At 60.3% G+C, this 20,648-nt stretch carries 15 protein-coding genes; 3 read left to right on the plus strand and 12 right to left on the minus strand.

Features of this window, described 5'->3' with window-relative positions; translation table 11 throughout:
- Positions 1 to 12: 12 nt before the first annotated feature.
- From ACTNBU_RS01930 to ACTNBU_RS01985, 12 genes are all read right to left on the minus strand, one after another.
- Complete coding sequence (locus ACTNBU_RS01930; RefSeq protein WP_441030165.1) at positions 13 to 1,278, minus strand: S1C family serine protease; 1,266 nt, start codon at positions 1,276 to 1,278, stop codon at positions 13 to 15.
- Positions 1,278 to 2,726 carry a sensor histidine kinase gene (locus ACTNBU_RS01935; RefSeq protein WP_441030167.1) on the minus strand — a complete coding sequence of 483 codons (1,449 nt, stop codon included), beginning with the start codon at positions 2,724 to 2,726 and terminating at the stop codon, positions 1,278 to 1,280. Before ACTNBU_RS01935 ends, ACTNBU_RS01930 begins: the two co-directional genes overlap by 1 nt.
- A 91-nt stretch (positions 2,727 to 2,817) precedes the next feature.
- Positions 2,818 to 3,525, minus strand: a complete 708-nt coding sequence (locus ACTNBU_RS01940) for a response regulator transcription factor (RefSeq protein ID WP_441030169.1) — start codon at positions 3,523 to 3,525, stop codon at positions 2,818 to 2,820.
- Between the two features lie 190 nt (positions 3,526 to 3,715).
- Entirely contained in the window at positions 3,716 to 4,867 is a 1,152-nt protein-coding gene (locus ACTNBU_RS01945; RefSeq protein ID WP_441030171.1) for a polysaccharide deacetylase family protein, read from the minus strand.
- Positions 4,868 to 5,033: 166 nt separating this feature from the next.
- The gene (locus ACTNBU_RS01950) at positions 5,034 to 5,357 is read right to left on the minus strand and encodes a hypothetical protein (protein ID WP_441030173.1); all 324 of its coding nucleotides are present in this window, start codon (positions 5,355 to 5,357) and stop codon (positions 5,034 to 5,036) included.
- Positions 5,358 to 5,377: 20 nt separating this feature from the next.
- The gene (gene lsrF / locus ACTNBU_RS01955; protein WP_441030175.1) at positions 5,378 to 6,259 is read right to left on the minus strand and encodes a 3-hydroxy-5-phosphonooxypentane-2,4-dione thiolase; all 882 of its coding nucleotides are present in this window, start codon (positions 6,257 to 6,259) and stop codon (positions 5,378 to 5,380) included.
- Between the two features lie 5 nt (positions 6,260 to 6,264).
- On the minus strand, positions 6,265 to 7,281 hold the full coding sequence (locus ACTNBU_RS01960) for a dihydroxyacetone kinase subunit DhaK (protein ID WP_441030177.1): 1,017 nt from the start codon (positions 7,279 to 7,281) through the stop codon (positions 6,265 to 6,267).
- 47 nt (positions 7,282 to 7,328) lie between these two features.
- Entirely contained in the window at positions 7,329 to 7,889 is a 561-nt protein-coding gene (locus tag ACTNBU_RS01965; protein WP_441030179.1) for a DAK2 domain-containing protein, read from the minus strand.
- A 117-nt stretch (positions 7,890 to 8,006) separates the two neighbouring features.
- Positions 8,007 to 11,153, minus strand: coding sequence for an alpha-mannosidase (locus tag ACTNBU_RS01970; protein ID WP_441030181.1), 3,147 nt, complete (start codon positions 11,151 to 11,153; stop codon positions 8,007 to 8,009).
- Positions 11,154 to 11,344: 191 nt separating this feature from the next.
- On the minus strand, positions 11,345 to 13,903 hold the full coding sequence (locus tag ACTNBU_RS01975) for a hypothetical protein (RefSeq protein WP_441030183.1): 2,559 nt from the start codon (positions 13,901 to 13,903) through the stop codon (positions 11,345 to 11,347).
- 405 nt (positions 13,904 to 14,308) lie between these two features.
- Entirely contained in the window at positions 14,309 to 15,799 is a 1,491-nt protein-coding gene (locus tag ACTNBU_RS01980) for an S-layer homology domain-containing protein (protein WP_441030185.1), read from the minus strand.
- Between the two features lie 548 nt (positions 15,800 to 16,347).
- Positions 16,348 to 17,208 (minus strand): TRAP transporter large permease, encoded by an 861-nt coding sequence (locus ACTNBU_RS01985; RefSeq protein ID WP_441030187.1) that lies wholly within the window; start codon positions 17,206 to 17,208, stop codon positions 16,348 to 16,350.
- Between the two features lie 33 nt (positions 17,209 to 17,241).
- On the opposite strand from ACTNBU_RS01985, the gene ACTNBU_RS01990 reads away from it, so the two are divergent.
- From ACTNBU_RS01990 to ilvD, 3 genes are all read left to right on the plus strand, one after another.
- Positions 17,242 to 17,832: an adenylyltransferase/cytidyltransferase family protein gene (locus tag ACTNBU_RS01990; protein WP_441030189.1), complete on the plus strand. Its 591-nt coding sequence runs from the start codon at positions 17,242 to 17,244 to the stop codon at positions 17,830 to 17,832.
- Between the two features lie 125 nt (positions 17,833 to 17,957).
- Complete coding sequence (locus tag ACTNBU_RS01995) at positions 17,958 to 18,395, plus strand: citrate lyase holo-[acyl-carrier protein] synthase (protein ID WP_441030191.1); 438 nt, start codon at positions 17,958 to 17,960, stop codon at positions 18,393 to 18,395.
- Positions 18,396 to 18,936: 541 nt separating this feature from the next.
- Complete coding sequence (ilvD, locus tag ACTNBU_RS02000; protein WP_441030193.1) at positions 18,937 to 20,619, plus strand: dihydroxy-acid dehydratase; 1,683 nt, start codon at positions 18,937 to 18,939, stop codon at positions 20,617 to 20,619.
- The last annotated feature ends 29 nt before the right edge of the window (positions 20,620 to 20,648 follow it).

Raw genomic sequence — 20,648 nt, forward strand, 5'->3', positions numbered from 1 at the left:
TCAGTTTTGCTATTACGATATGGTCTCCAGCAGATCCAGAACCACGGTGAGATATGCGTCCTCCCGCCAGATGGTCAGCTCCAGCTGGTCGCCGATGTTCAGCCCCCGGCGGATCCGCAGCAGGTCCTGGCTGGTCTTGACGGACTCGCCGTTGGCGGAGACGATATAGTCCCCCACCTGGACGCCGGCCCGGTCCGCCGCGGTGCCCTCCATCACACTGACCACCTCAATGCCCACCGTGCCGTCGGGCAGGATGTCGCCCAGCTGGCTGACGCTGACACCGATCTGGGGCTCCCGTCTCGCCTCGCCGAAGGCCAGCAGATCGTTGACAATGTCGCACATGGAGGCGGAGGGAATGGCGAAGCCCAGTCCCTCTACGCTGGAGAAGGAGGAACTCATCTTGATGGTGTTGATGCCCACCACCTGGCCGTAACAGTTGATCAGCGGGCCGCCGGAGTTGCCGGAATTCAGGGCGGCGTTGGTCTGCACCAGATTCATGGTCCGGCCGTCCACGCTGACGCTGCGGCTGATGGCGGAGACGATGCCGTCCGTGAACGTGCCCCGCAGCTCCACGCCCAGGGGATTGCCGATGGCGTAGACCTTGTCTCCCACGATCAGGGCATCCGAGCTGCCGATCTCCGCTGCGGGCAGGTCCTGTCCGTCGATCTTCAGCACCGCCAGGTCATTGTCCCGGTCTCCGGCCACGTAGGATCCGGCATAGACCATGTTGTCCGCCAGGATCACCTTGCAGCTATTGCTCCCCTCCACCACGTGGTAGTTGGTGAGGAGATAGCCGTCGGAGGTGAAGATGACGCCGGTGCCGATGGCGGAGCCCTTGTCCAGCTGGACCTGGATGGTCACCACGGCAGGGTTCACCAGCCGGTAGATCTCCTGGGCCGTTAGCTCCGGCCCATGGTCCGGCGCCATCCGGAGCGACACATTTCCCTCCGGCTCCCAGACCGACAGATGCACGCCCTGGTCGACGCTCTCCTCATCATAGCTGAAATAGAAGTTCTCCGGCATCTCCGGCTGATGGCTTTTCTGCCACAGCCAGGCCGTCGCCGATAGGCCCGCCACGATGGCGGCGCAGACGAGAAAGATCCACAGCCCCGTCTTTTTCCGCCGTTTTGGTGGCGGTGTCACCCACCGCACCCGTCCCGGCAGAGGCCGGTCCTGGACGTAGGTCTCCACCACTTCCTGAACAGGCAGCTGGAAGGTCTCCACGATCTCCCGGGGATCCCGCTCCTCCGGCGTCCGGTTCGTCATCTCCTGGTCCATCAGTTCCCCCGTTCCTCTTCCCGCAGAGAGAACGTGAAGGTGGTGATGCCGTTCTCACTGGTGACGTTGATTTTTTCCTTGTGCTGCTCCAGAATGGTCTTGACGATATAGAGGCCCAGGCCCACGCCGTCCTTGTCCTCGCTGCGGGACTTGTCGCTCTTGTGGAACCGCTCGAACAGCAGCGGCAGCTCCTCCGCCGGGATGGTCTCGCCCTGGTTCCGCACCGTCACCAGTGCCTTGCCGTCGATGGTGGTGACGCCCAGATACAGCGTGGAGCCGGGGGTTGCGAATTTGGCGGCGTTCTCCAGCAGATTGTAGATGACCTGGGTGATCATGTCATTGTCGCCCAGTACCAGAATGGGCACGTCGGGAATATCCGCCTCCACGTCCAGATTTCGGTCCGTGATCTTCTTCTCCATGGAGATCAGCACCCGGCGCATACTCTCGCACAGGTCGAAATGATTGCCGTTTTTCAGGGGGTCCATGGCCTGGAGCTGGCTGACGTCCAGCATCCGCCGCACCAGACGGCTCAGGCGGCGGCTCTCGTCGGAGATGATCTGCAAATACTGCCGCTCGTTCTCCGGCGGGATGGTGCCGTCCAGAATGCCGTCGGTGTAGCCGGCGATGGTGGTCATGGGGGTCTTCAGCTCATGGGAGATATTGGCGATGAACTCCCGGCGCTGCCGCTCCGTCTGCTGGAGGGACTCCGCCATGTTGTTGAAGGAGGCCGCCAGCTCTCCCACCTCGTCATTGCGGCCATAGTCCCGCATGCGGATGTCAAAGTCTCCGGCGGCGAACTGCCGGGTGGCCTGTGCCATCTCCCGGATGGGCTGGACCAGGCGCATGGTGGTGACGGAGGAGGCCATGAAGGCGATCATCAGCACCGCCAGGGATGTCATGATGAACAGTCCCGCGAAGCCCCGCCACATGGTGTCCAGTGGAAGGGTTCCTGCCACGGCGTAGACCACGCCTACGACGCCTATGTCCCCCAGTGCGGCGGGCACGCCCACGATGATCCGCTTCTCCGGATACACTCCGTCCAGACTGCTGCGGCTGGAGCAGCTGCCCTTGGACAGCACCGTCTCCGTCAGGTTCTGGGGCACCATGACGGTCTTCCCGGCCAGACTGGCGTCCGTGGACAGCAGCACATTGCCGTCGGTGTCGCAGATGAGGAAATCCACGTCCGACACGCTGGCGGCAAAGGAGGCCAGCTTCTGGAATTCGTCCTCGTTGAGGAAGCGGTTGTTCTGCAGATAATGGGCGGACAGGGACGCCACCGTTTTTGCCCGGACCAGAAGCTCCTCGCTCCGCTGCTGGCGGACATAGTTGTAGCTCAGGGAAAAGAAAGAGGCGCCCAGCAGCGCCAGTGTCAGCAGCACCATGCCCGCCGTGACGAACAGCTGCCGCCAGTACAGCCCCTGAAATCTGCGGCTGATCCTTTCTCTCATACGCGGTCTCCTTCCACCTCTATGGCCCGGGGGCCGAAAAAGCCGCGGCTTTTCCGGCTGCCTGCCAGTGTCCGCGGCTCCGCCGCGGAGATCATCCGTTCTTTTCCGCCGACTGGGCGCCCAGCAGCTCGAACTTGTAGCCCACGCCCCAGACCGTCTTCAGCGCCCACTGGTCGCTGACGTTCTCGATCTTCTCCCGCAGGCGCTTGATGTGGACGTCCACCGTCCGGCTGTCGCCGAAGTAGTCGAAGCCCCACACCTCGTCCAGCAGCTGGTTCCGGGTGTACACCCGGTTGGGCGTGGAGGCCAGATGGTACAGCAGCTCCAGCTCCTTGGGAGGCGTGTCGATCTTCTTACCGGCCACGATCAGCTCATAGGAGTCCAGGTTGATGACCAGCTTGTCGAACACCAGACGCTTCGTGGTGTCATTGGGGATCTCCGTCCGGCGGAGGACGGCGTTGATGCGGGCGATCAGCTCCTTCATCTCGAAGGGCTTCACGATGTAGTCGTCGGCGCCCATCTCCAGACCCTGGATGCGGTCAAAGACCTCGCTCTTGGCCGTCAGCATGATGATGGGCACCTTGCTGGTCTCCCGGATCTTGGCGCACACCGCCCAGCCGTCCATGACCGGCAGCATGATGTCCAGCAGGATCAGGTCCGGGGCTTCCTTCTGGAATTCCTCAACGGCCTTTCCGCCGTCTCCGGCGATCCGGACATCAAATCCCTCCTTCACCAGGTACATCTGGATCAGATCGGAGATGTGCTTGTCGTCCTCCACCACCAAAATATTGCGTGCCATGGTCTTTCCTCCCATCTCAGGGGGCCGGTTGGATCCGGCCTCTCTCTGTTTCCGTCCCCGCCGAGCAGCGGACCCGGCGGAAGTATTCCCAACACTTTCATTATATCCGGTTTTTACCCGGAATGTTGAATGGTTTGTAAATTTCCGCCAGTGCCGCCCTCAAACAGGCGTATCGGGCGGTCCGGATCTCTCAGGATGTCTCCCGCAGGCAGGAGAGCCGGTCTCCGGCCTCGGCGGTCAGGTCCAGCAGGGCCCGCAGGCCGGACTCCGACACCTGACTGCCCAGCCAGACCGTGACGCTGCTCCGCCGGGCGGTGATCTTGCTGAACAACGTCTTTGCGGCGGGAGTGCTCTTCAGTCCGAAGGCGGAAGCGTCCACCTGAGCGGACAGCACCCGGTAGCCTGCCGCTTCCGCCTGCATCCGTTCCTCCTGACCGGCGTTCTCCAGGACACACAGCCGGGTCTTGACGCCCGCCGCCTGCCACAGCGCCTCATTAGCCAGGCGGAGCTGCTCCGCCACCGGCGTCTCCAGGGCAGCGTCCGCAGCCAGGCCCAGCCCATGGCCGGAGACCGCGATGCGCCGCACCAGATTGCCGGAGGCGGCGATCTCCTCCATGGTCAGATAAAAGGTTCCGGCGGCGTTCTTTCTGTCCAGTATATCCAGCAGAGACTCCACGTTCTCGCGCTCGTCCGCCCGGAAGCAGAGATGGAGCGTCTGGCTGCCAGTGGCCGTCTGTCCGGCGCTGCCTCCGCTGCCGGTGCTGTTCTCAGGCTGCTGGGCGGTCTGTTCCGACTGGCTGGGTGCCGTCTTGGCGGCCATATACTGCTCGTAGACATACGCCATGTTGAACGTGGCGGCATCGTTGAACAGACGGTTGGACAGGACCGCGTTTTTGTCATAGACCCGGACCAGATAGCCCTTTTCCACCTTGGTGTTGGTATAGCTCATGTTGAAGTAGCTGCACACCAGACTCACCGGAAGGAACACCGTGCCGTTCCGCAGGATGGCCGGCGGATAGTAGCCGAAGCCGTCACTGTCATCCACCGTGTTTTTGGCCAGATCGAAATACAGCGCGCAATTAGCGGTCTCCCGGGAGTAGACGCCCGCCAGCTGCTTGGCGGCATTGTAAAAAGAGCCCACACTCAGGGTCTGGACGGAGAACACCGTGCTGGCCACGTACAGGTATCCGTTGGCCCAGAAGGGCATGGTGGCGTCGGACAGCTCCAGCATGGTGTCGTTGGCGGCGGTGAAGTACACATTCCCCGCTGCCTCAGCGGAGGGCGCGGCCATCCCCGCCAGCAGCATCAGTATGCACACCAGCGCCAGCAGTTTTCGTCTCATGAGCCCTCCCCCTTTCCGGTGCTTTCTCCGATCCTTGGAATATGATATTTTACCACATTCGGAGAGGGCTTGTAAAGGGAAGGACGGGTCTTCCCGGTTTCTTCCATACCGGTAAAAACCGCGCCCCGGTCCGATGGACGGACCGGGGCGCACTCCGAATGCTGTCTTACTTCTCCTCGTAGAGCTCAATGATGGCGTCGTCCTGGATGACGAAAGCCAGACGGACGGTGTCGCTCAGCGCCTCCGGCCCGAAGATGACCTGCTGGGCCTGGGCGATATACGGATCCATGTCGTCCACCTTGTAGGCCACATGGGGCTGCTTGGAGAGAATCTCCGGAAAACGGGTGCCCTCCTCGAACTTCAGATACTCGATCTTGTAGTCGTATGCGTCAACGCTCTCGTTGACCCAGAACTTGCCCCACTCGTTGTAGACCATGTTGGGCTTCTTGTTGAGAACGGGGATGCCGATGTGCATATATTCAGCTGCCATAGGGGACCCTCCTGTCTTTCTTATTTGGAAGCCAGCTCCTGATAGAACTGATAGGCCTCCTTGTCCGTGAACTTCTCATGTACGATCTTGGCTACCGCCTGGCACATGGCGGCGGGATGCTCGCTCTGGAAGATGTTGCGGCCCATATCCACGCCCCGGGCCCCGTCGGAGATGGCCCGGTAGGCCATGGTCAGCGCCTCGTCCTCCGGCAGCTTCTTGCCGCCGGCGATGACGATGGGCACGGGACAGGCGGCCACCACCTTTTCAAAGTCGTCGCAGTAATAGGTCTTGACGAAGGACGCGCCCAGCTCCGCCAGCATCCGGGTGGCCAGCAGGAAATACTGGGTGGTGCGGGCCATCTCCTTGCCCACGGCGGTGACGCCCAGAACGGGGATGCCGTACCGCTCGCCGGCGTCCACGGCGCGGCAGAGCGTCTCCAGGGACTGGGCCTCTCCGGCGCCGCCGATGAAGCACTGGATGGCCACGGCGGAGGCGTTCATGCGGATGGCGGACTCCATGTCCGCGCCCAGGCCGTTGCCGGTGCTCATGTCGTCGATGAGGACGCTGGCGTCATGGGTGGCCCGCAGGCAGATGGGCTTGTTCACCGTGGGCGGGATGCAGGAGCGGATAGCGCCCCGGGTGGCCATCAGCACGTCGGCGTACTGGCACAGGGGGGCAATGGTGACGTCCATGCGCTCCAGGCCCGCGGTGGAGCCCATGATGTAGCCGTGGTCAAAGGCCAGCATGACCGTGTTGCCGCTGACGGGGTTGAACAGGCGGGAGAGGCGGTTCTTGGTGCCCCAGTCGCCGTGGCCCAGACCCTTGGCAAAAAAGCCCTGCTCCGGGGCGGGGATATTCAGGTGATAATCCTTGGCTGCCTTGTTTCCGATCGCATCTGCCATGTCGGTCACTCCTTGCTGAACGCGGGCGTGTGGGCGGGGGTGTTCCACAGGCGGAGCGTCTCATCGTCCCACTTGGCGATATTCATCTGGAAACCGGCGGCCTCCTGCACGGTGAGGATCTCGCCCACCATGTTGGCCACGACCTCCACGCCCTTGGCCTTCAGGAACTCCACAGTGTCCTTGAACAGCACCAGCATCTCCATCATGGTGGTGGCGCCGCAGCCGTTGATCATGACGAACGCCTTGTCGCCGGCCTTCAGCTCCAGGCTCTTGCACAGGGCCTCGGCCACCGCGGCCACAGTGTCCTTGGAGGACATCATGGGCACCCGGACGCCGCCGCCCTCGCCGTGCTGGCCGGCGCCGATCTCCATGAGATCCGTCTCGCCCAGGTCGCCGAAGGACATGCCGTTCTGGGGATGGGTGGCGTCGGTGGACTTGACGGTGATGGAGGCCATGTTGTCCGCATATTTCTGGGTGATCTCGGCCACCTCGTCCAGGGACTTGCCCTCCCGGGCCGCAGCGGCGGCCACATGGTACAGCGCCACCGCACCGGCCAGGCCGCGCTTGTTGTCCTCGCCGTTGGGATCGTACTGGATCTCCTCGCCGGTGACCACCTGCCGGACATTGAGGCCGGCCTTCTTGGCCAGCTTCATAGCCTGCTTGCCGGCCAGCTGGTCGCCGGCGTAGTTCAGGGTCAGCAGCAGCACGCCGTGGCCCTTGTCCGCCAGCTTCATGGCGTCAAACACCAGCTGGCCGTTGGGGGCGGCGAAGATGTCGCCCACCGCTTGGATGTCCAGCATGCCCTTGCCCACGAAGCCCGCCTGAGCAGGCTCATGGCCGGAGCCGCCGTAGGTGACGATGGTGACGCGGTCCGCATCCGCCAGATCCTTGCTGATGACCAGATGGCTGTCCACGTCCAGGATGTCGCTGTGCGCCAGTCCCAGGCCGGTCAGTTCCTCATCGGTGACGGTCTCGGGGCGTTGATAAACTTTTTCATTTTCATACAGGATACCTCCACTCAAAATTTGATCGTCTATCGCATCCCGCCCGTGCGGGAGAGAGGCTTTGTTCAGGCCTGCGCCAGCCCCTGGAAGAACCGGGCCATGGATGTGGCACCGGCGTCGGGCGTGCCGATGGTCTTGGTGCCGTAGCTCTTGGCCCGTCCGAATTTGGACACGAAGTTTTTGGAGTTCTCCGCGCCCTCGGTGGCGGCTTTGGCGGCGGCGGCAAACAGCTCGTCCGCGCTGTCCCCCTCGTAGGCGGCGATGGCCTCGCTGGCGGGGATCAGGGCGTCCATCATGGTCTTGTCGTCCACCTTGGCGCCGGACATGTCGTCGATCTCCTCAAACGCCTTGGCGAAGATGGCCTGGATGCCCGCCACGTCGATCTCGTCCTCATCCGGAGCGTCCTCCTGCATACCGTCCAGCCATGTGTTCCAGAGGGGGACGGCGCTGCCGCCGTTCAGGGACATGACGGCCATGGCCGCATCGTCCAGCATGGTCTGGATGCCGCCCTCCGCGTCATCCACCGCGGCGGAGATGGCCCCGGCGATCTTCGTCATGGTCAGGCCGTGGTCGGCGTCGCCGAATTTGGAGTCGATCTCCGTCAACTCCGCCTCCGCGGCGGTCACAGCCGCGCAGGCATTTTTCAGGCGCGCCGCATTGGCCCATCTCCCGGATCAGACAGGACAGCGCCCCCTGTTCTCCCGAACAGGGGGCGCTGTTTTCCGGCGGCGGATATGGCGGTCTCAGCGCAGCAGGATCGTTTTGATCTCAAAGGGCATCATGGTGAAGGTGGCTCTGCCGTCCTTCAGGGGAAGTTCCTCCTCGGTACCCTCCAGCAGATTTGTGGAGTAGGCTTTGGTGAAGGACGCGGGGACGGTCAGTGTGGTTTTCGTCCGCCCGTTTTCGCACTCATACAGACGCAGCACGACTCCGTCTCCGTCCTCCGCCTGCTTGACCGTCTCCAGCACTACGTTGGGCCGGTCCACGGAGGCGAAGCTGTACGCCCGGCCCGGCTCCCCGCCGGGGACCGCGCAGGCGGGCTGGTTCAGATAATAGGCTTCCCGGACGGTGCCGGCCTCTTTCCAGGTCTCCCCGTGGGGATACAGGGCATAGGTGAATGTATGGGTCTCCACATCGGCGTTGGGATTGGGGTCCACGCCGCATTTGATCAGCGTCAGGCCGATGGTGCCGTCGCAGACGCTGTGTCCGTACTTGCAGTCGTTCAGCAGGCTGACGCCGTAATGTCCCTCGGAGAAGTCCATCCACTTGTGGGCGCAGGACTCGAACCGGGCCTTGTCCCAGCTGGTGTTGGTGTGGACCTTCCGGGTCACATTGCCGAACTGGATCTCAAAGGTGGCCTCATCGGCGTGGATGTCCACCGGGAACTCCGCTTTCAGCAGATGCTGATGCTCCTTCCAGTCCGCCGTCGTCTCAAAGTCGATGCGGCGGGTGTTGGCGTAGAAATGGATCTTCTGCCGGATCACCGACCGGCTGCACTTCCAGGTCAGGTCCATGGTAGTTCGGACGGGACCGTCCTCCGTCCACGCCATGGACACCAGGTCGTCCACGTCCCAGGACTTCTCCGTGTAGAATATGTCGATGTCCCAGTTGTCGAAGTTCACCGGCTTGTCCTCATAGAGACGGAGCACATTCCCCCGCTTTCCGGGCTTCAGCAGCTCCCGGTCATTCTCCCGGTCGAAAATAGACGTGAAATGGCCGTGGGCATCCAGGGCGACGGTGTAATACGGTGTCTGCAAATGATAGTCATCCATGCGCACGAACGGCGATTCCGCCGCGCAGGCGGCGGGGCGGAAGCACCGGAAGCCCTTGGGCGGCAAGTCTCTCAGGTATGCCAGCGCGCCCTCCTCCGTCTGCTGGACGGGATAGACATTTCCCCGGTCATCCGCCAGGGCCTCCGCCCGGACCGCTCCCAGATGGACCACGTCATCCCGGGTGAAGCCGGTGGTATTGAACACCGTGATGCCGCCGCCCGGCCCTGCCAGTGCGGACAGACGGGTCCGGATCATGGCTCCCGCCTCATCCGCCAGCCGGGCGTACTCCTGTCGGGTGACGTCGTAGACCTCCCAGATGGAGCTGCCGGGGAGGATATCGTGGAACTGGTTCAGCAGCACCGTGTCCCGCCACATTTCCGAGAGCTTTCCGGCGGGGTAATCGCCGGTCAGCACACCCAGCAGCTCCAGATCCATCAGCAGGAACTCGCTCTTCCGGTTGCTGCGCTTGTTCCGGGCCATGGAGGTGTAGGTGCCGCGGTGATACTCAAAGTAGAACTCCCCCTCCCACGTCTCCAGACGGCGGTTGTCCTTCACGCGGTCTTCCAGCTCCCGGAAGTAGGTCAGCGGCCCCGCCTGACGGACCTTAGGGATGCCCTTCACGCCCTTCTCCATCCGCTGGGAGACCTCCAGCATCCGGCGGGTGGGGCCTCCGCCGCCGTCGCCGTAGCCGTAGCACACCAGAATATCGTTGTTGATCTCCTTGTTCTGATAGCGTTCCCAGCCGCCCATGATGGCGTCGGGGTGCAGCATCCCGATGTAGGTGGTGTAGAAGTTCTTCTGCGGGTCCTGACCGATATTGACGGTGGTGATCAGATGGGTCAGCACCTGGCTACCGTCGATCCCCCGCCAGATAAAGGTGTCGTTGGGGATCTTGTTGATCTGATTCCAGGCCAGCTTCGTGGTCATGAAATAGTCCACGCCGCACTTTTTCATGATCTGGGGCAGGGCGCCGGAATAGCCGAACACATCCGGCAGCCACAGGATCTGGCTGTCCACGCCGAATTCTTCCCTGAAGAAGCGCTTGCCGTGGAGGAACTGCCGCACCAGGGATTCGCCGGAGGTCAGGTTGCAGTCGGCCTCCAGCCACATGGCGCCCTCCGGCTCCCAGCGGCCCTCCCGGACCCGTTCCCGGATCTGCTCCATCAGTTCCGGGTAGCGCTGCATCAGAAAGTCGTACAGGACCGGCTGGCTGGACATGAAGTGATAGTCGGGGTATTCCTCCATCAGCTTCAAGACCGTGGCGAAGGAGCGGACCACCTTTTCCCGGGTCTGGGCCACTGTCCACCACCACGCCACGTCGATGTGGGTGTGTCCGATGCAGGTGGCGATCACGTCGTCATGGCCGCCCATTTTCTCATAGAGGTTCTCCTGTATGTACGCGTCCGCCTCCCGGACGGAGGCCAGAAACGCATCGGAGTCCGGGTCCCGCAGATCCAGCAGATTGATGGTGTCGTTCAGTACCGTCTGAATGTCCAGCCGCGTCTTGTCGTCCTTCCCCATTCTCGGGAACGCCCAGAGGGGGACCTGAATGTCGTAGTACAGTCTGTTGACGTCCTCATTCAGCGTATACAGCTCCGGGAGGAAGCTGAACTCCCGGTGGAGCGTGCCGGTGTAGGCCTGCACGTCGATGGTCAGCTCCTCCCCGCCGCGGGCCTTTTCAAACAGTCGGATCTCCCGGTGGTACATATCGGCGCCCTGGGCCACCCTGCCGTTGATGAAGATCAGGAACTGGGGGTTCTTGCCGTCATCCTGATCGTCGATCTGCGTGCGGAGCCTCATCCAGACAGATTTCCCCGCCAGACCAGCGGGAACGGTCACGCGGCTGCGGAACCAGTAATGGGCGCCTTCCAGCCCGTTGCAGTCTGTCTGCCGTCCCCGAAAGGCGCCCCCGGGCGTCGGCCGCTCCCCGTGCCTGGCGTACCAGTGCATCGTATCGATGTCAAAGTCCTCCCAGGGCGGGCCTCCGGCATCCGCTTCTTCCGGGCGGAAGTACTGCCCCGCCTTGTATTTCCAGCCCGTGATGTCCTGACGGCTGCCGAAGCGCAGCAGCCGGAGCTGATCGCAGATGACCTGAATTCTCTGATCGATAAAGTACATGATCATTTCCCTCTCATCGTACATCTTTTGTCACGGATCTCCCGGGGAACAACGGATACTTTTATTATATACGGATCGCGCCATCCTGCAATCCGTGTTTTCCGCGCCGGTCCGCAATTCCGCAAAAGGGCGCCCCCGATCCCAAACGGGATCGGGGGCACTGTGATCTGCGCAGCCAAAGTCCGCCGCGGTTACTTCGTGATCTGGAAGGAGCGGTTGATGGGAGAGGCCAGATAGTTGCCGCCCAGGACCGTCACGGTCATGGTGTAGCGGCCCGCCTCCGTGGGCGGCGTGGTAGTGCTGGAGTAGATCTTCCACTTGCTGGTAATGCCGGAGTATAGGACATGGACGCTGGACTGATCCTTCACCGCCTCGCCGTTGATCATCAGCGTGGCGCCGAAATCCGTGTTCTGGGCCTCGGCGGCGGTGAGCTTGCTGCCGATCGCCTGGTTCCAGACCAGCTCGGCCTTATCGGCCTTCAGCACCAGCATACCCATACCGACACCGGTCTTGTAGTTGCTGTTGTCGGTGATAGCCGCCACCGTATAGATACCGGCCTGATTGGGCATGCCGAAGGCGATCCGGATGTTGTCGCCGATGGAGGGCAGCTTGTTGATCACCGTAATGATCTGGCCCAAGGAGCCGGTATCCACGCCCAGCTTTTCCAGAGCCTCGATCACCTCTGTGGCGTTCAGCAGCTCCCGCAGCTGGCCAACGGTGATGCCGTCCTGCAGCATCTGGGTCAGGGTGGGCTGTCCGAGGCCCTCCAGGATCTTATCCACTACATTCATGAACGTGCTGTTGCTGGTGTAGCGGGCGGGCAGCTCCAGATAGATGCCGGTGGTCACGTTGCTGGTGATGCCGGCGTAGAGGATGTACAGGTCGAAATTATCCTCGGGATCGGTGGTGACCAGATCCCGGCCGCTCTGCGCGGCACTGAGGTACATGCTGGTGGTCTTCACGCTGACCTTCACGCTGGCCTTGTTGATGGTCACGGTGCCGTCGGTCTCGGCGCTGGGCTTGTATGCGGCGTTGCCGTTGTAGGCCACCCGGATCTCCTGCTCACCGGCGCCGATCTGGGGATAGCTGCCCCAGGTCTGACCAAAGGCCTCGTAGCTCTTGCCCTCGAAGGGCACATAGGCCGTCTGGACGTTCTCGTCGCCGAGGATCTTATCGACGATGCTGTCGGCCATATCACCGGTGGCGCCGTCCAGCAGGGAGAGCTGGGCCTTGTAGGTGAAGGTGAAATCATCGATGGTCAGGGTCTCTCTGTCGGGCAGGGTGGAATTCTCCCAGTCGATCACGCTGTCCAGGACGGCCTGCTTCATCACCGCCACGTCCTTGTTGTAGGTGAAGGACACGCCCTCTTTCAGAACAACGGCGCTGTCCAGACGGCTGTCGGTCATGGTGACGTCCACAGTCACGGAGCTGCCGGCGTACTGCTGATTGCCGCCCCAGGCGATCCGGATGCTCCAGGTGCCCTCGCCGAACTTCTTGGTGGCGGTATCGGCGTTGTTCAGCGGCTTGTAATTGGTGGTGAGACCGGTGAGGCTGGCGTCATAGGCCACCGTGACGTCGTCGGCGGTGACATCAACAGGAGAGGTGGACTCCACCACGGCATCAAAGATGGCCTTGGCCGTGGCGTCATAGTCATATCCCTGCCGGGCATTGAAGACCAGACCCACCTCGTAGGGACCCTCGTTCAGATGGAACTGCAGGGCCTCCCGGTCGGTCATGGTGACGGTGGTATCCTCGGAGAAGCCCTCATACTCGTCATTGCCGCTCCAGGAGATGCGGATCTTCTGCTCACCGGCGGAGATGGCGGGATAGGTCAGCAGTTTCTTGCTGCCGCCGTCCAAGGGCATCCAGGCGGTGCCTACGCTACCAAGAGAGCCGGTGGTAGCGGTGGCGTAATACTCCACGGTCACATCGTCAACAGTCAGTTGGGGCACCATGGTCTCCACTACGGCGTCAAAGATGGCCTGCTCGGTGGCGGCACAGTCAAGGGTGCCGTCCGCGTCATAGACCAGCGCCGCGGAGGCGCCGCTGCGCAGCTGGACAGCGGAAGTCAGCAGACCGCTGACGACCTCGATCTCCACAGTGCCCTCATAGCTTCTGTAGATATCATTTCCGTCCCAGGAGATCCGGATGGTATAGGTGCCCACCTCCGTCAGACCGTCCAGATCAGACCAGGTGGTCTGTCCCAGCAGATTCTTCGTCTGGTACTGAATGGTCACGTCATCCGCGCGCAGGGTCAGGTCATCGCCCGTGATCACCACGGCGTCAAAGATGGCGGCTTTCAGGTCGCCGGTGTTCAGCGCCGCCGTCTGGCCCTCCGCCAGGGTGATGGGGGCATCCAGACCGGACACCTTATCGATGGTGTACTCATCCGTCGTGCCGGTAACGCGCACCTGATACTCGCCGTCCGCGTTGTCGGTCAGCGCGGGGTGGGTGTAGGTGGTCTTGATATAGGTTCCCGTTTGGCTGGTAAAGCCCTCGATAGGACCCCAGGCCTTATTTGTTGTCAAAATCTTGCTCGTTCCTGTGCAATAGTACTCCCATTCCACAGTCTCCTGATCCTTGCCCAGCAGGGCGTCGGTGAGGATCTCATTCACAGTGGTCTCATCGCTGCCTGCGGGAATGATCACGGCAACGGCATCGGCTGCAAACGCAGTCAGGCAGAGAGACTGCGTCAGGACCAGCACGGACAGAACCGCGGCCAGGATCCTGGAGAAGCGCTGTTTTCGCATGGTGTTCTTCCTTTCTTTCTCCTAAACTTCAGTGGATACGGCGGCTCCCGGAGTCGTTTCTCGCTCAGGGTAAAGCCCATGTTAGTATTATGGCATAAATCTCCCTTGCAATCAAGCAGTTTCATTGCAACGGACTACGACGCCCCGGATTCAGAGAACCCGGGGCATCGTTTGCAGTATCAGTGCGCAGAGAGCACGTCCGTTTCTCAATCCCTGACGGCGGCCGTTCTGCGGCACATATGGCATATATGTTGCGGAGATCCGTTGGACTCCAGCCGCTGCTTCACAGCCAGGGTATTTTCCGCCCGATCAAATCTTTGATATCATCAAAATAGCCGGAACGGCACACTCGAGCCAGTAAATTCCTTTTCAGACAGGCGGCTCTTTGCAGCGATCCTCTTTTATTCAACCGCCCATGTAGGAGAAATGCATATAGTCGTGATAACCAGTGGACGAGTCGCTGTTATAGGCCCAGGCGTCCCCGCCCCAACTCCAGCCGTGTTCTTCGAAAATGCGGACCACCGAGCTGTTGGGGCCAATGGAGCAGGGATTCTTCCCCGGGCTCCAGAGGGAACCCACCAGGACCTGTCCATCCCGGATCTGGTAGTTCTCATTGGGGTTGATGTCGATGGCGGTGCCGCAGTTGTGCTCGCCTTTGGCCGAATCTCCGCGCCAGTTGTAGCCACCGATATCACAGACAGGGAACTTCTCCGGATCGTTGTAGATCTCAGTGAAGATCTCCTTTACATCCTCGGCCAGGGCAGCGTGGATCCGGAAACTCCTGGTCCCAGAGACTTTCTTTCCGTTTTTGTCCAGCTTCCAGACAGGGATGGTGACAGTGACCATATGGGCATCCGCCTCCTGCTTGCTGCTGAAACGGCGGGTGTAAGCGTCTCCGAACAGAAGCAGATGCTTGCGCGCATTCTCACCCGGGTATTTGAGCCAGAAGTCCTGGAGCTCATAGTCCCCGGCGCTGGCTTCGCCCCGCTGCACACGGGCCCAGAAGTCCGCCTCCTGGATCTCAGACTCGGTCATGGGACGGTAATTGATCGTGTAGCTGTCACAGGCGGTGCTTATGGAAATATCATTGCCGGATTTTACGTAGTTGGGTACAGCGCTGTCGTCCAGCAAACTGCCCACGTACTGTCCGATATAGGTCTCCACCGTCTGGGCGGGCAGCAATTCCCTTCCCTGTCCATCCACCGCACGGACCGTTACCTGCTTCTTCACGCCGTATCTGGCGCTGTCCAGTTCGTTCAGGGCACGCATCAGCAGGACGGCGCCGTCGCTGCGCTTGAGAAGGTCTGTTCCGCCAAAGGTGTTGTCCGCCTTGCCGTTGATGATATTCAGATCGTACAGGCGCCTCACCGAGGACTGGTGCTCTTTGTCCATGGTGTAAAAATCCGTAAGGGTCTCTTCAACAGCGGGCTTTACATAGTCATCACTCTGCCACCAGCGCTGGTACGGGACTACGTCATCGGGCAGGGCCCGGTCCAGAAGAACGGCCACATCCTGCCGGGTGATGGGCTGTCCCAGCGTATCCTTCGTCACGGGGAGGAAATCGTTCTCCAGAATGAGCCCCGTATCCAAAGCAGTCTGATATCCCGCGGCATCCCAGTGAAGCCCTGAACGGACAGCGTCATGGTAGCGGGTGGAATCAAATGCGCGGGTGATCATGGCGATGTACTGGCCCCAGGTCAGACCGGCGGAAGGCGCCATGGTATTGGCGCTCACGCCATTGATAATGCCCAGCTGAGCGGCGGTGTCCATGGATCGGTAGGCCCAATGGGTCTGGGGCAGGTCGGAATATGTCCCCGCCGCAAAGGCAGGGAGGGTCAGTGTTATCGCCAGCACGCCGGCACAGGCCAGAGCGGTAAAACGTTTGAAGGCTGTCACGAACATTTACTCCTTTGTGGGAAAATTTCTCCAAATTCTTCAATTTTTATTTTAATCAGGTCCTCTATAAAAATCAAGATGAGATCCCGTGCGGCGGCTCCTATTTTCGATCGGAATTTTGAGGCAGATATCGCAATTCCAGCTTCGGATCGTTCTCCGCGGCCCCAACAGGAGCGCAGCAAGATCCGGAACTGATATCGGAGGGGCATCTGCTGCGGGAAGGCCGCCCATCCCAGCGGTATTGCTGCAGGTGATAATGGCGGTGTCATCAGGAATGATGCTCAAAATCGGTTGCAGGCTCTGCCTGCGCATAATCGGTTGGAAATCAAGGCACCTCTCAGAATTGTCTTAGCGCGCAGGAACTCTTCTTGTCGGATACCATTTTTTCAAATAGACGGAACACCATTTATAATAAGTGCAAAGCAACGCCCTCGATCCTGTTTAGAATCGAGGGCGTTTTCATTTGATCGGGTCATTGAGCAGGAGCGATCAGTCTCTGATCCCAGCCTGGGCGGGTGCGTATATTGCAGGGGAATCGGATAAGGCCGCTATGGCATCAATAGATTCGGAATGAACGTAGAGAATGCCGGAACATATGTCACAAGCATCAGTGCAACGATTGCCACTGCCACAAAAGGCAGGATGGCTCTGTACAGAGACGAAAGCTTCACTTTTCCGACATTGGAGATCACAAACAACATCATACCCACAGGCGGGGTCAGATTTCCAATCATAAGGTTCAGACACATGATGATGCCGAACTGGATGGAATCGATCCCGTAGCTCTGTGCCACCGGCCAAAGGATCGGAACCATCAGGAGGATCGCAGGCGTAGCGTCCAGAACCATTCCGAGGATCAGGAGCAGGATGTTCATGAACAGCAGGAAGAAGATCTTGCTCGTAATGAATTGCAGACAGAACGCGGCCAATGTCTGTGCGACCTGGAGCGTGGTAATTGCCCAGCCCATCGCCGTGGAAACGGCAATGATGAACAGGACATTCGCTGTGGCCTTTGCGGACCGGATGCAGGATTCCTTGAAGGCTTTCCAGGTGAGTCTGCCTTTTGCAAGGGAGACGATGAGCGCATAGGCAACCGCCAGGGCGCTGGATTCCGTCGCAGTGCAGATACCGGTGATAATAGAGCCCATAATGATGATCGGCAGCAGCAGGGCGGGCAGCGTGTCCCGCAGGGAAACAGCGATCTCCTTCAGGCTTGACCGCTTCTTCCGGTAGGGCATGTTGCATTTGACCGCCAGGAAATAGCAGAGGATCATATATGCGATCTGTTCGTATTCACGAGGCCCCACAACCGGGAATTGTTTGCCCGCTGCGGCTTTTTCCCTGTTGTGGAAACTGCGGATGTCCTGCTGCTGGAAAACAGCCGGGACGGACTGGATCGCTTTCTGCACGGTCTCCCCCATCCGGCGGAGGGACAGACGGACGTGGGAGCCATCGTCATGAACTGCAATCCCTTGACCAACGGACATCTGGCCCTGATCCGCCATGCTGCGGCCCACTGCGGTTTTTTGTATGTGTTTGTGGTGGAGGAAGATCGTTCAGTCTTTCCCTTTGAGGACCGTATCGCGCTGGTGCGGCAGGGAACGGCGGATATGGACAATGTGCGCGTCTGCCCCAGCGGGAAGTACATGATCTCTGGGCTTACTTTTCCAACCTACTTCCTCAAGGAAACTGAGGATCCCTCCGCACTGCAATCTGAGCTGGATGTCACGCTGTTCGCCTCCAGGATCGCGCCGGCCCTTGGGATCCGCAGACGCTTTGCAGGACAGGAGCCCTTTGACGCGGTCACCCGGCAATACAACGAGACCATGAGACGGCTGCTGCCAGCCTATGGCATGGAGTTCTGTGAGTTCCCGCGTTCTTGTCAGGAGGGTACGCCCATCAGCGCGTCCCGGGTGCGCCGGCTGCTGGAGGAAAACGGTGGTGTCACCCAGGAACTGCTGCGTCTTGTGCCGGACTGCACAGGGGCTTACCTGACACAGCGGTTTGGTACGGCTGAGGAAAAACGCCCGTGACTATTCGGGGAACAGAGGACCTGTCAGCCAATCTGTTGGAGATCCTGGCCTGTGAGGGAGCAGATGCTTGCGAATAGAGGGCGCCGTCTTGTCAACTTCCGCATGAATATTCCCGTGGCCAAAAGGTGTTCTCTCTGGCACCGGCAGGTTTTCAGAAAAGGCTGCGCCAGTTGTGCCTTTCGCTTCAGCCATATCCCACCAAGAGCGGGGCGCGTTACAGAGGAATCACAAGTGAGGAAGCCCTTTTGGCAGACGCCGATCCATGGGCAGAGAAGCGTCTGGCCACCGCGCCGGAGGAACATCGCCCACAGGGGCGGCTTTGGGATATGGATGTATTGACGATCCTCTCCCGGCAGATGCTGGGACTGCCCCGGCGCGCTTGGCTTCTCTGCGAGGAGGACGCCAAGGTCTGCGGCCACGGCCGGAGGCTCGTCCAATGGGTCCTGGACAAGGGCCTTTCATGTGCGGAAATGTCTCCGGGCACTGTTCTATCGCAAATGAACGAAAAAAGTTTGTCTGCGTCAAGTCGGAGTAACTGTCATTTATGCTTAAGCGCAAGATAACGCCCCCGATTCCGTTTGGAATCGGGGGCATTCTCATTTTAGTCAAGCCATTAAGCAGGAGCGATCAGTCTTGATCGCGGCCTGAGCGGCAGCATAAATTATGAGGAAGTGGGGCCCCATAGTAAAACGCCATTTTTTGTTGCATTTCAGTATAATATCGGCATTGTATTATCCTGCGGCCGCGAAATTGCAGAGAGAATAATATGCCGAAAAATATAAAGGAAGTTATGGACAATTTTTCCTTGCTGTGATATACTTTTAACGCGATAAATGTCACAGTTTAAATCACTAAACAAAGGCGCTGGAATACCTGCAAGTTATGATACGATGAAAAGCATCGTGCGCATGAAGCAGTTTCTCTTGAGCCTCAAGTCAGAGATCGGCCGGGAGACCGGAAGTCTCAGGCGGTGGAGAGTTGCTGCCTGTACGAGCCCCTTCGGAAAGGCAGAAAAGCAGGAAGGCTCTTTTGCCAAATCGTTACACGACACAGGAATATCCCCCCGCCGTGTTCTTCAAATCTGAAAAGGGAAGTGTCCATGATATGCAAAAGAAATTTCAGGCCGGCACCTTCATGCCGGACAGCATGATCTCCTGCCGTACCCTTTATAAAGCCAACGGCTTTTCCGACGACGATTTTTCCCGGCCCGTCATCGGCATTTGCGATTCCTTCACGGACATTGTACCCGGCCACAAAAATCTGCGGGAGCTCAGCGAACAGGTGAAATACGGCGTTTACCGGGCGGGCGGCACTCCAGTGGAGTTCGGCTGCATCGCCGTCTGCGACGGCGTCTGCACCACCCACAGCGGATCCCGCTATTCCCTGCCCTCCCGGGAGATCGTGGCCGACGGCATTGAAATCATGGCCCGGGCCCACCGGCTGGATGGTCTCGTGTTGGTGGGCTCCTGCGACAAGACCGTGCCCGGAATGCTGATGGCTGCCGCCCGCTTGGATATCCCATGTATTTTTCTGGCAGGGGGCTGTATGCTGGGCGGTCCTTCCTTCGGCGGCAAGCGGAAGTCGGATTCCACATCTTCGGAGGAGGCCTATGGCATGTATCAGGCCGGGAAGGTGTCCCGGGAAGAGGTGCTTGAGTTGACGGATGCCTGCTGTCCCACCATCGGTTCCTGCCAGCACATGGCTACCGCCAACTCCATGTGCTGCATGGCGGAGGCCATGGGCATGAGCCTGCCGGGTTCCGCGGCTATCCCAGCCGTCTACAACGCCCGGACCCGGGCTGCCCTGGAGAGCGGCGAGACCATTGTTCAGATGGTTCGGGAGGGCCTGACCGCCCGGGACATCATCACGGAGGAGTCTATCCGCAACGCCATTATGGTGCTGCTGGCCACCGGCGGCTCCACCAACTGCGTCATTCACACATGCGCCATTGCCCATGAAATCGGGATCCCAGCCCAGACCGTCATGGGCTGGTTTGAGGAGTATGGCACTACCGTTCCCCTGATCTGCCGCATTAACCCGGCTTCCAAGGACTATGACGCCGAGGACTTTTACCAGGCGGGCGGCATTCCGGAGGTGCAGCGCCAGCTGGCGTCTATCCTGTACAATGACTGCATGAGTGTCACAGGCCACACCATCGGCGAAAACGCAGCGGGTTACCGCAGCCTGTACCCCAGAAACCCGGAGGTCATCACCTCTATGGACAAGCCCTTTTCCACGCTGGCGGGTCTTGCCATTATGCACGGCAACCTGGCACCTGATACCGCTGTGGCCAAACCGGCTGCCATTGCGCCGGAGGTCCGGCATTTTGAGGGCACCGCTATCTGTTTCTCAGGAGAGGATGAGGCCAACGAGGCCATCGGCAAACAATTGGTGAAGCCCGGCCATGTGGTAGTGATCCGCTACGCCGGTCCCAAGGGAGCTCCGGGTATGCCGGAGATGTTCAAACCCATGAAACTGCTGTATGGACAAGGTCTGAACAAGTGTACCGCTCTCATTACGGACGGCCGGTTCTCCGGCACCAACAACGGCTGCTTTGTGGGCCATATCTCACCGGAGGCCGCCTCCGGAGGTCCGATCGCCCTCGTTGAGGACGGGGACAGGATCGTTATTGACGTGGTGGAGCGCCGCATCGATCTGCTGGTTTCCGAGGAGGAGCTGGCCCGCCGCCGGGCAGCCTTCCGCTATACCCCCATGGCCGTGGACGGTTATCTGGCCCGCTATGCCCGGGATGCCAAGAGTGCTGACCAGGGCGGTATTCTGGAATGATCATGATCAAATTGAAAACCAGTACGGAT

The sequence above is a fragment of the Dysosmobacter sp. HCP28S3_G4 genome, assembly GCF_052065175.1.
Classification (GTDB): Bacteria; Bacillota; Clostridia; order Oscillospirales; family Oscillospiraceae; genus Oscillibacter.

Excerpts from the sequence above, each read along its gene's own strand:
- ACTNBU_RS01930 (WP_441030165.1), bottom strand. The coding sequence starts at position 1,278 with ATGGACCAGGAGATGACGAACCGGACGCCGGAGGAGCGGGATCCCCGG.
- ACTNBU_RS01935 (WP_441030167.1), bottom strand. The coding sequence starts at position 2,726 with ATGAGAGAAAGGATCAGCCGCAGATTTCAGGGGCTGTACTGGCGGCAG.
- ACTNBU_RS01940 (WP_441030169.1), bottom strand. The coding sequence starts at position 3,525 with ATGGCACGCAATATTTTGGTGGTGGAGGACGACAAGCACATCTCCGAT.
- ACTNBU_RS01945 (WP_441030171.1), bottom strand. The coding sequence starts at position 4,867 with ATGAGACGAAAACTGCTGGCGCTGGTGTGCATACTGATGCTGCTGGCG.
- ACTNBU_RS01950 (WP_441030173.1), bottom strand. The coding sequence starts at position 5,357 with ATGGCAGCTGAATATATGCACATCGGCATCCCCGTTCTCAACAAGAAG.
- lsrF (WP_441030175.1), bottom strand. The coding sequence starts at position 6,259 with ATGGCAGATGCGATCGGAAACAAGGCAGCCAAGGATTATCACCTGAAT.
- ACTNBU_RS01970 (WP_441030181.1), bottom strand. The coding sequence starts at position 11,153 with ATGTACTTTATCGATCAGAGAATTCAGGTCATCTGCGATCAGCTCCGG.
- ACTNBU_RS01975 (WP_441030183.1), bottom strand. The coding sequence starts at position 13,903 with ATGCGAAAACAGCGCTTCTCCAGGATCCTGGCCGCGGTTCTGTCCGTG.
- ilvD (WP_441030193.1), top strand. The coding sequence starts at position 18,937 with ATGCAAAAGAAATTTCAGGCCGGCACCTTCATGCCGGACAGCATGATC.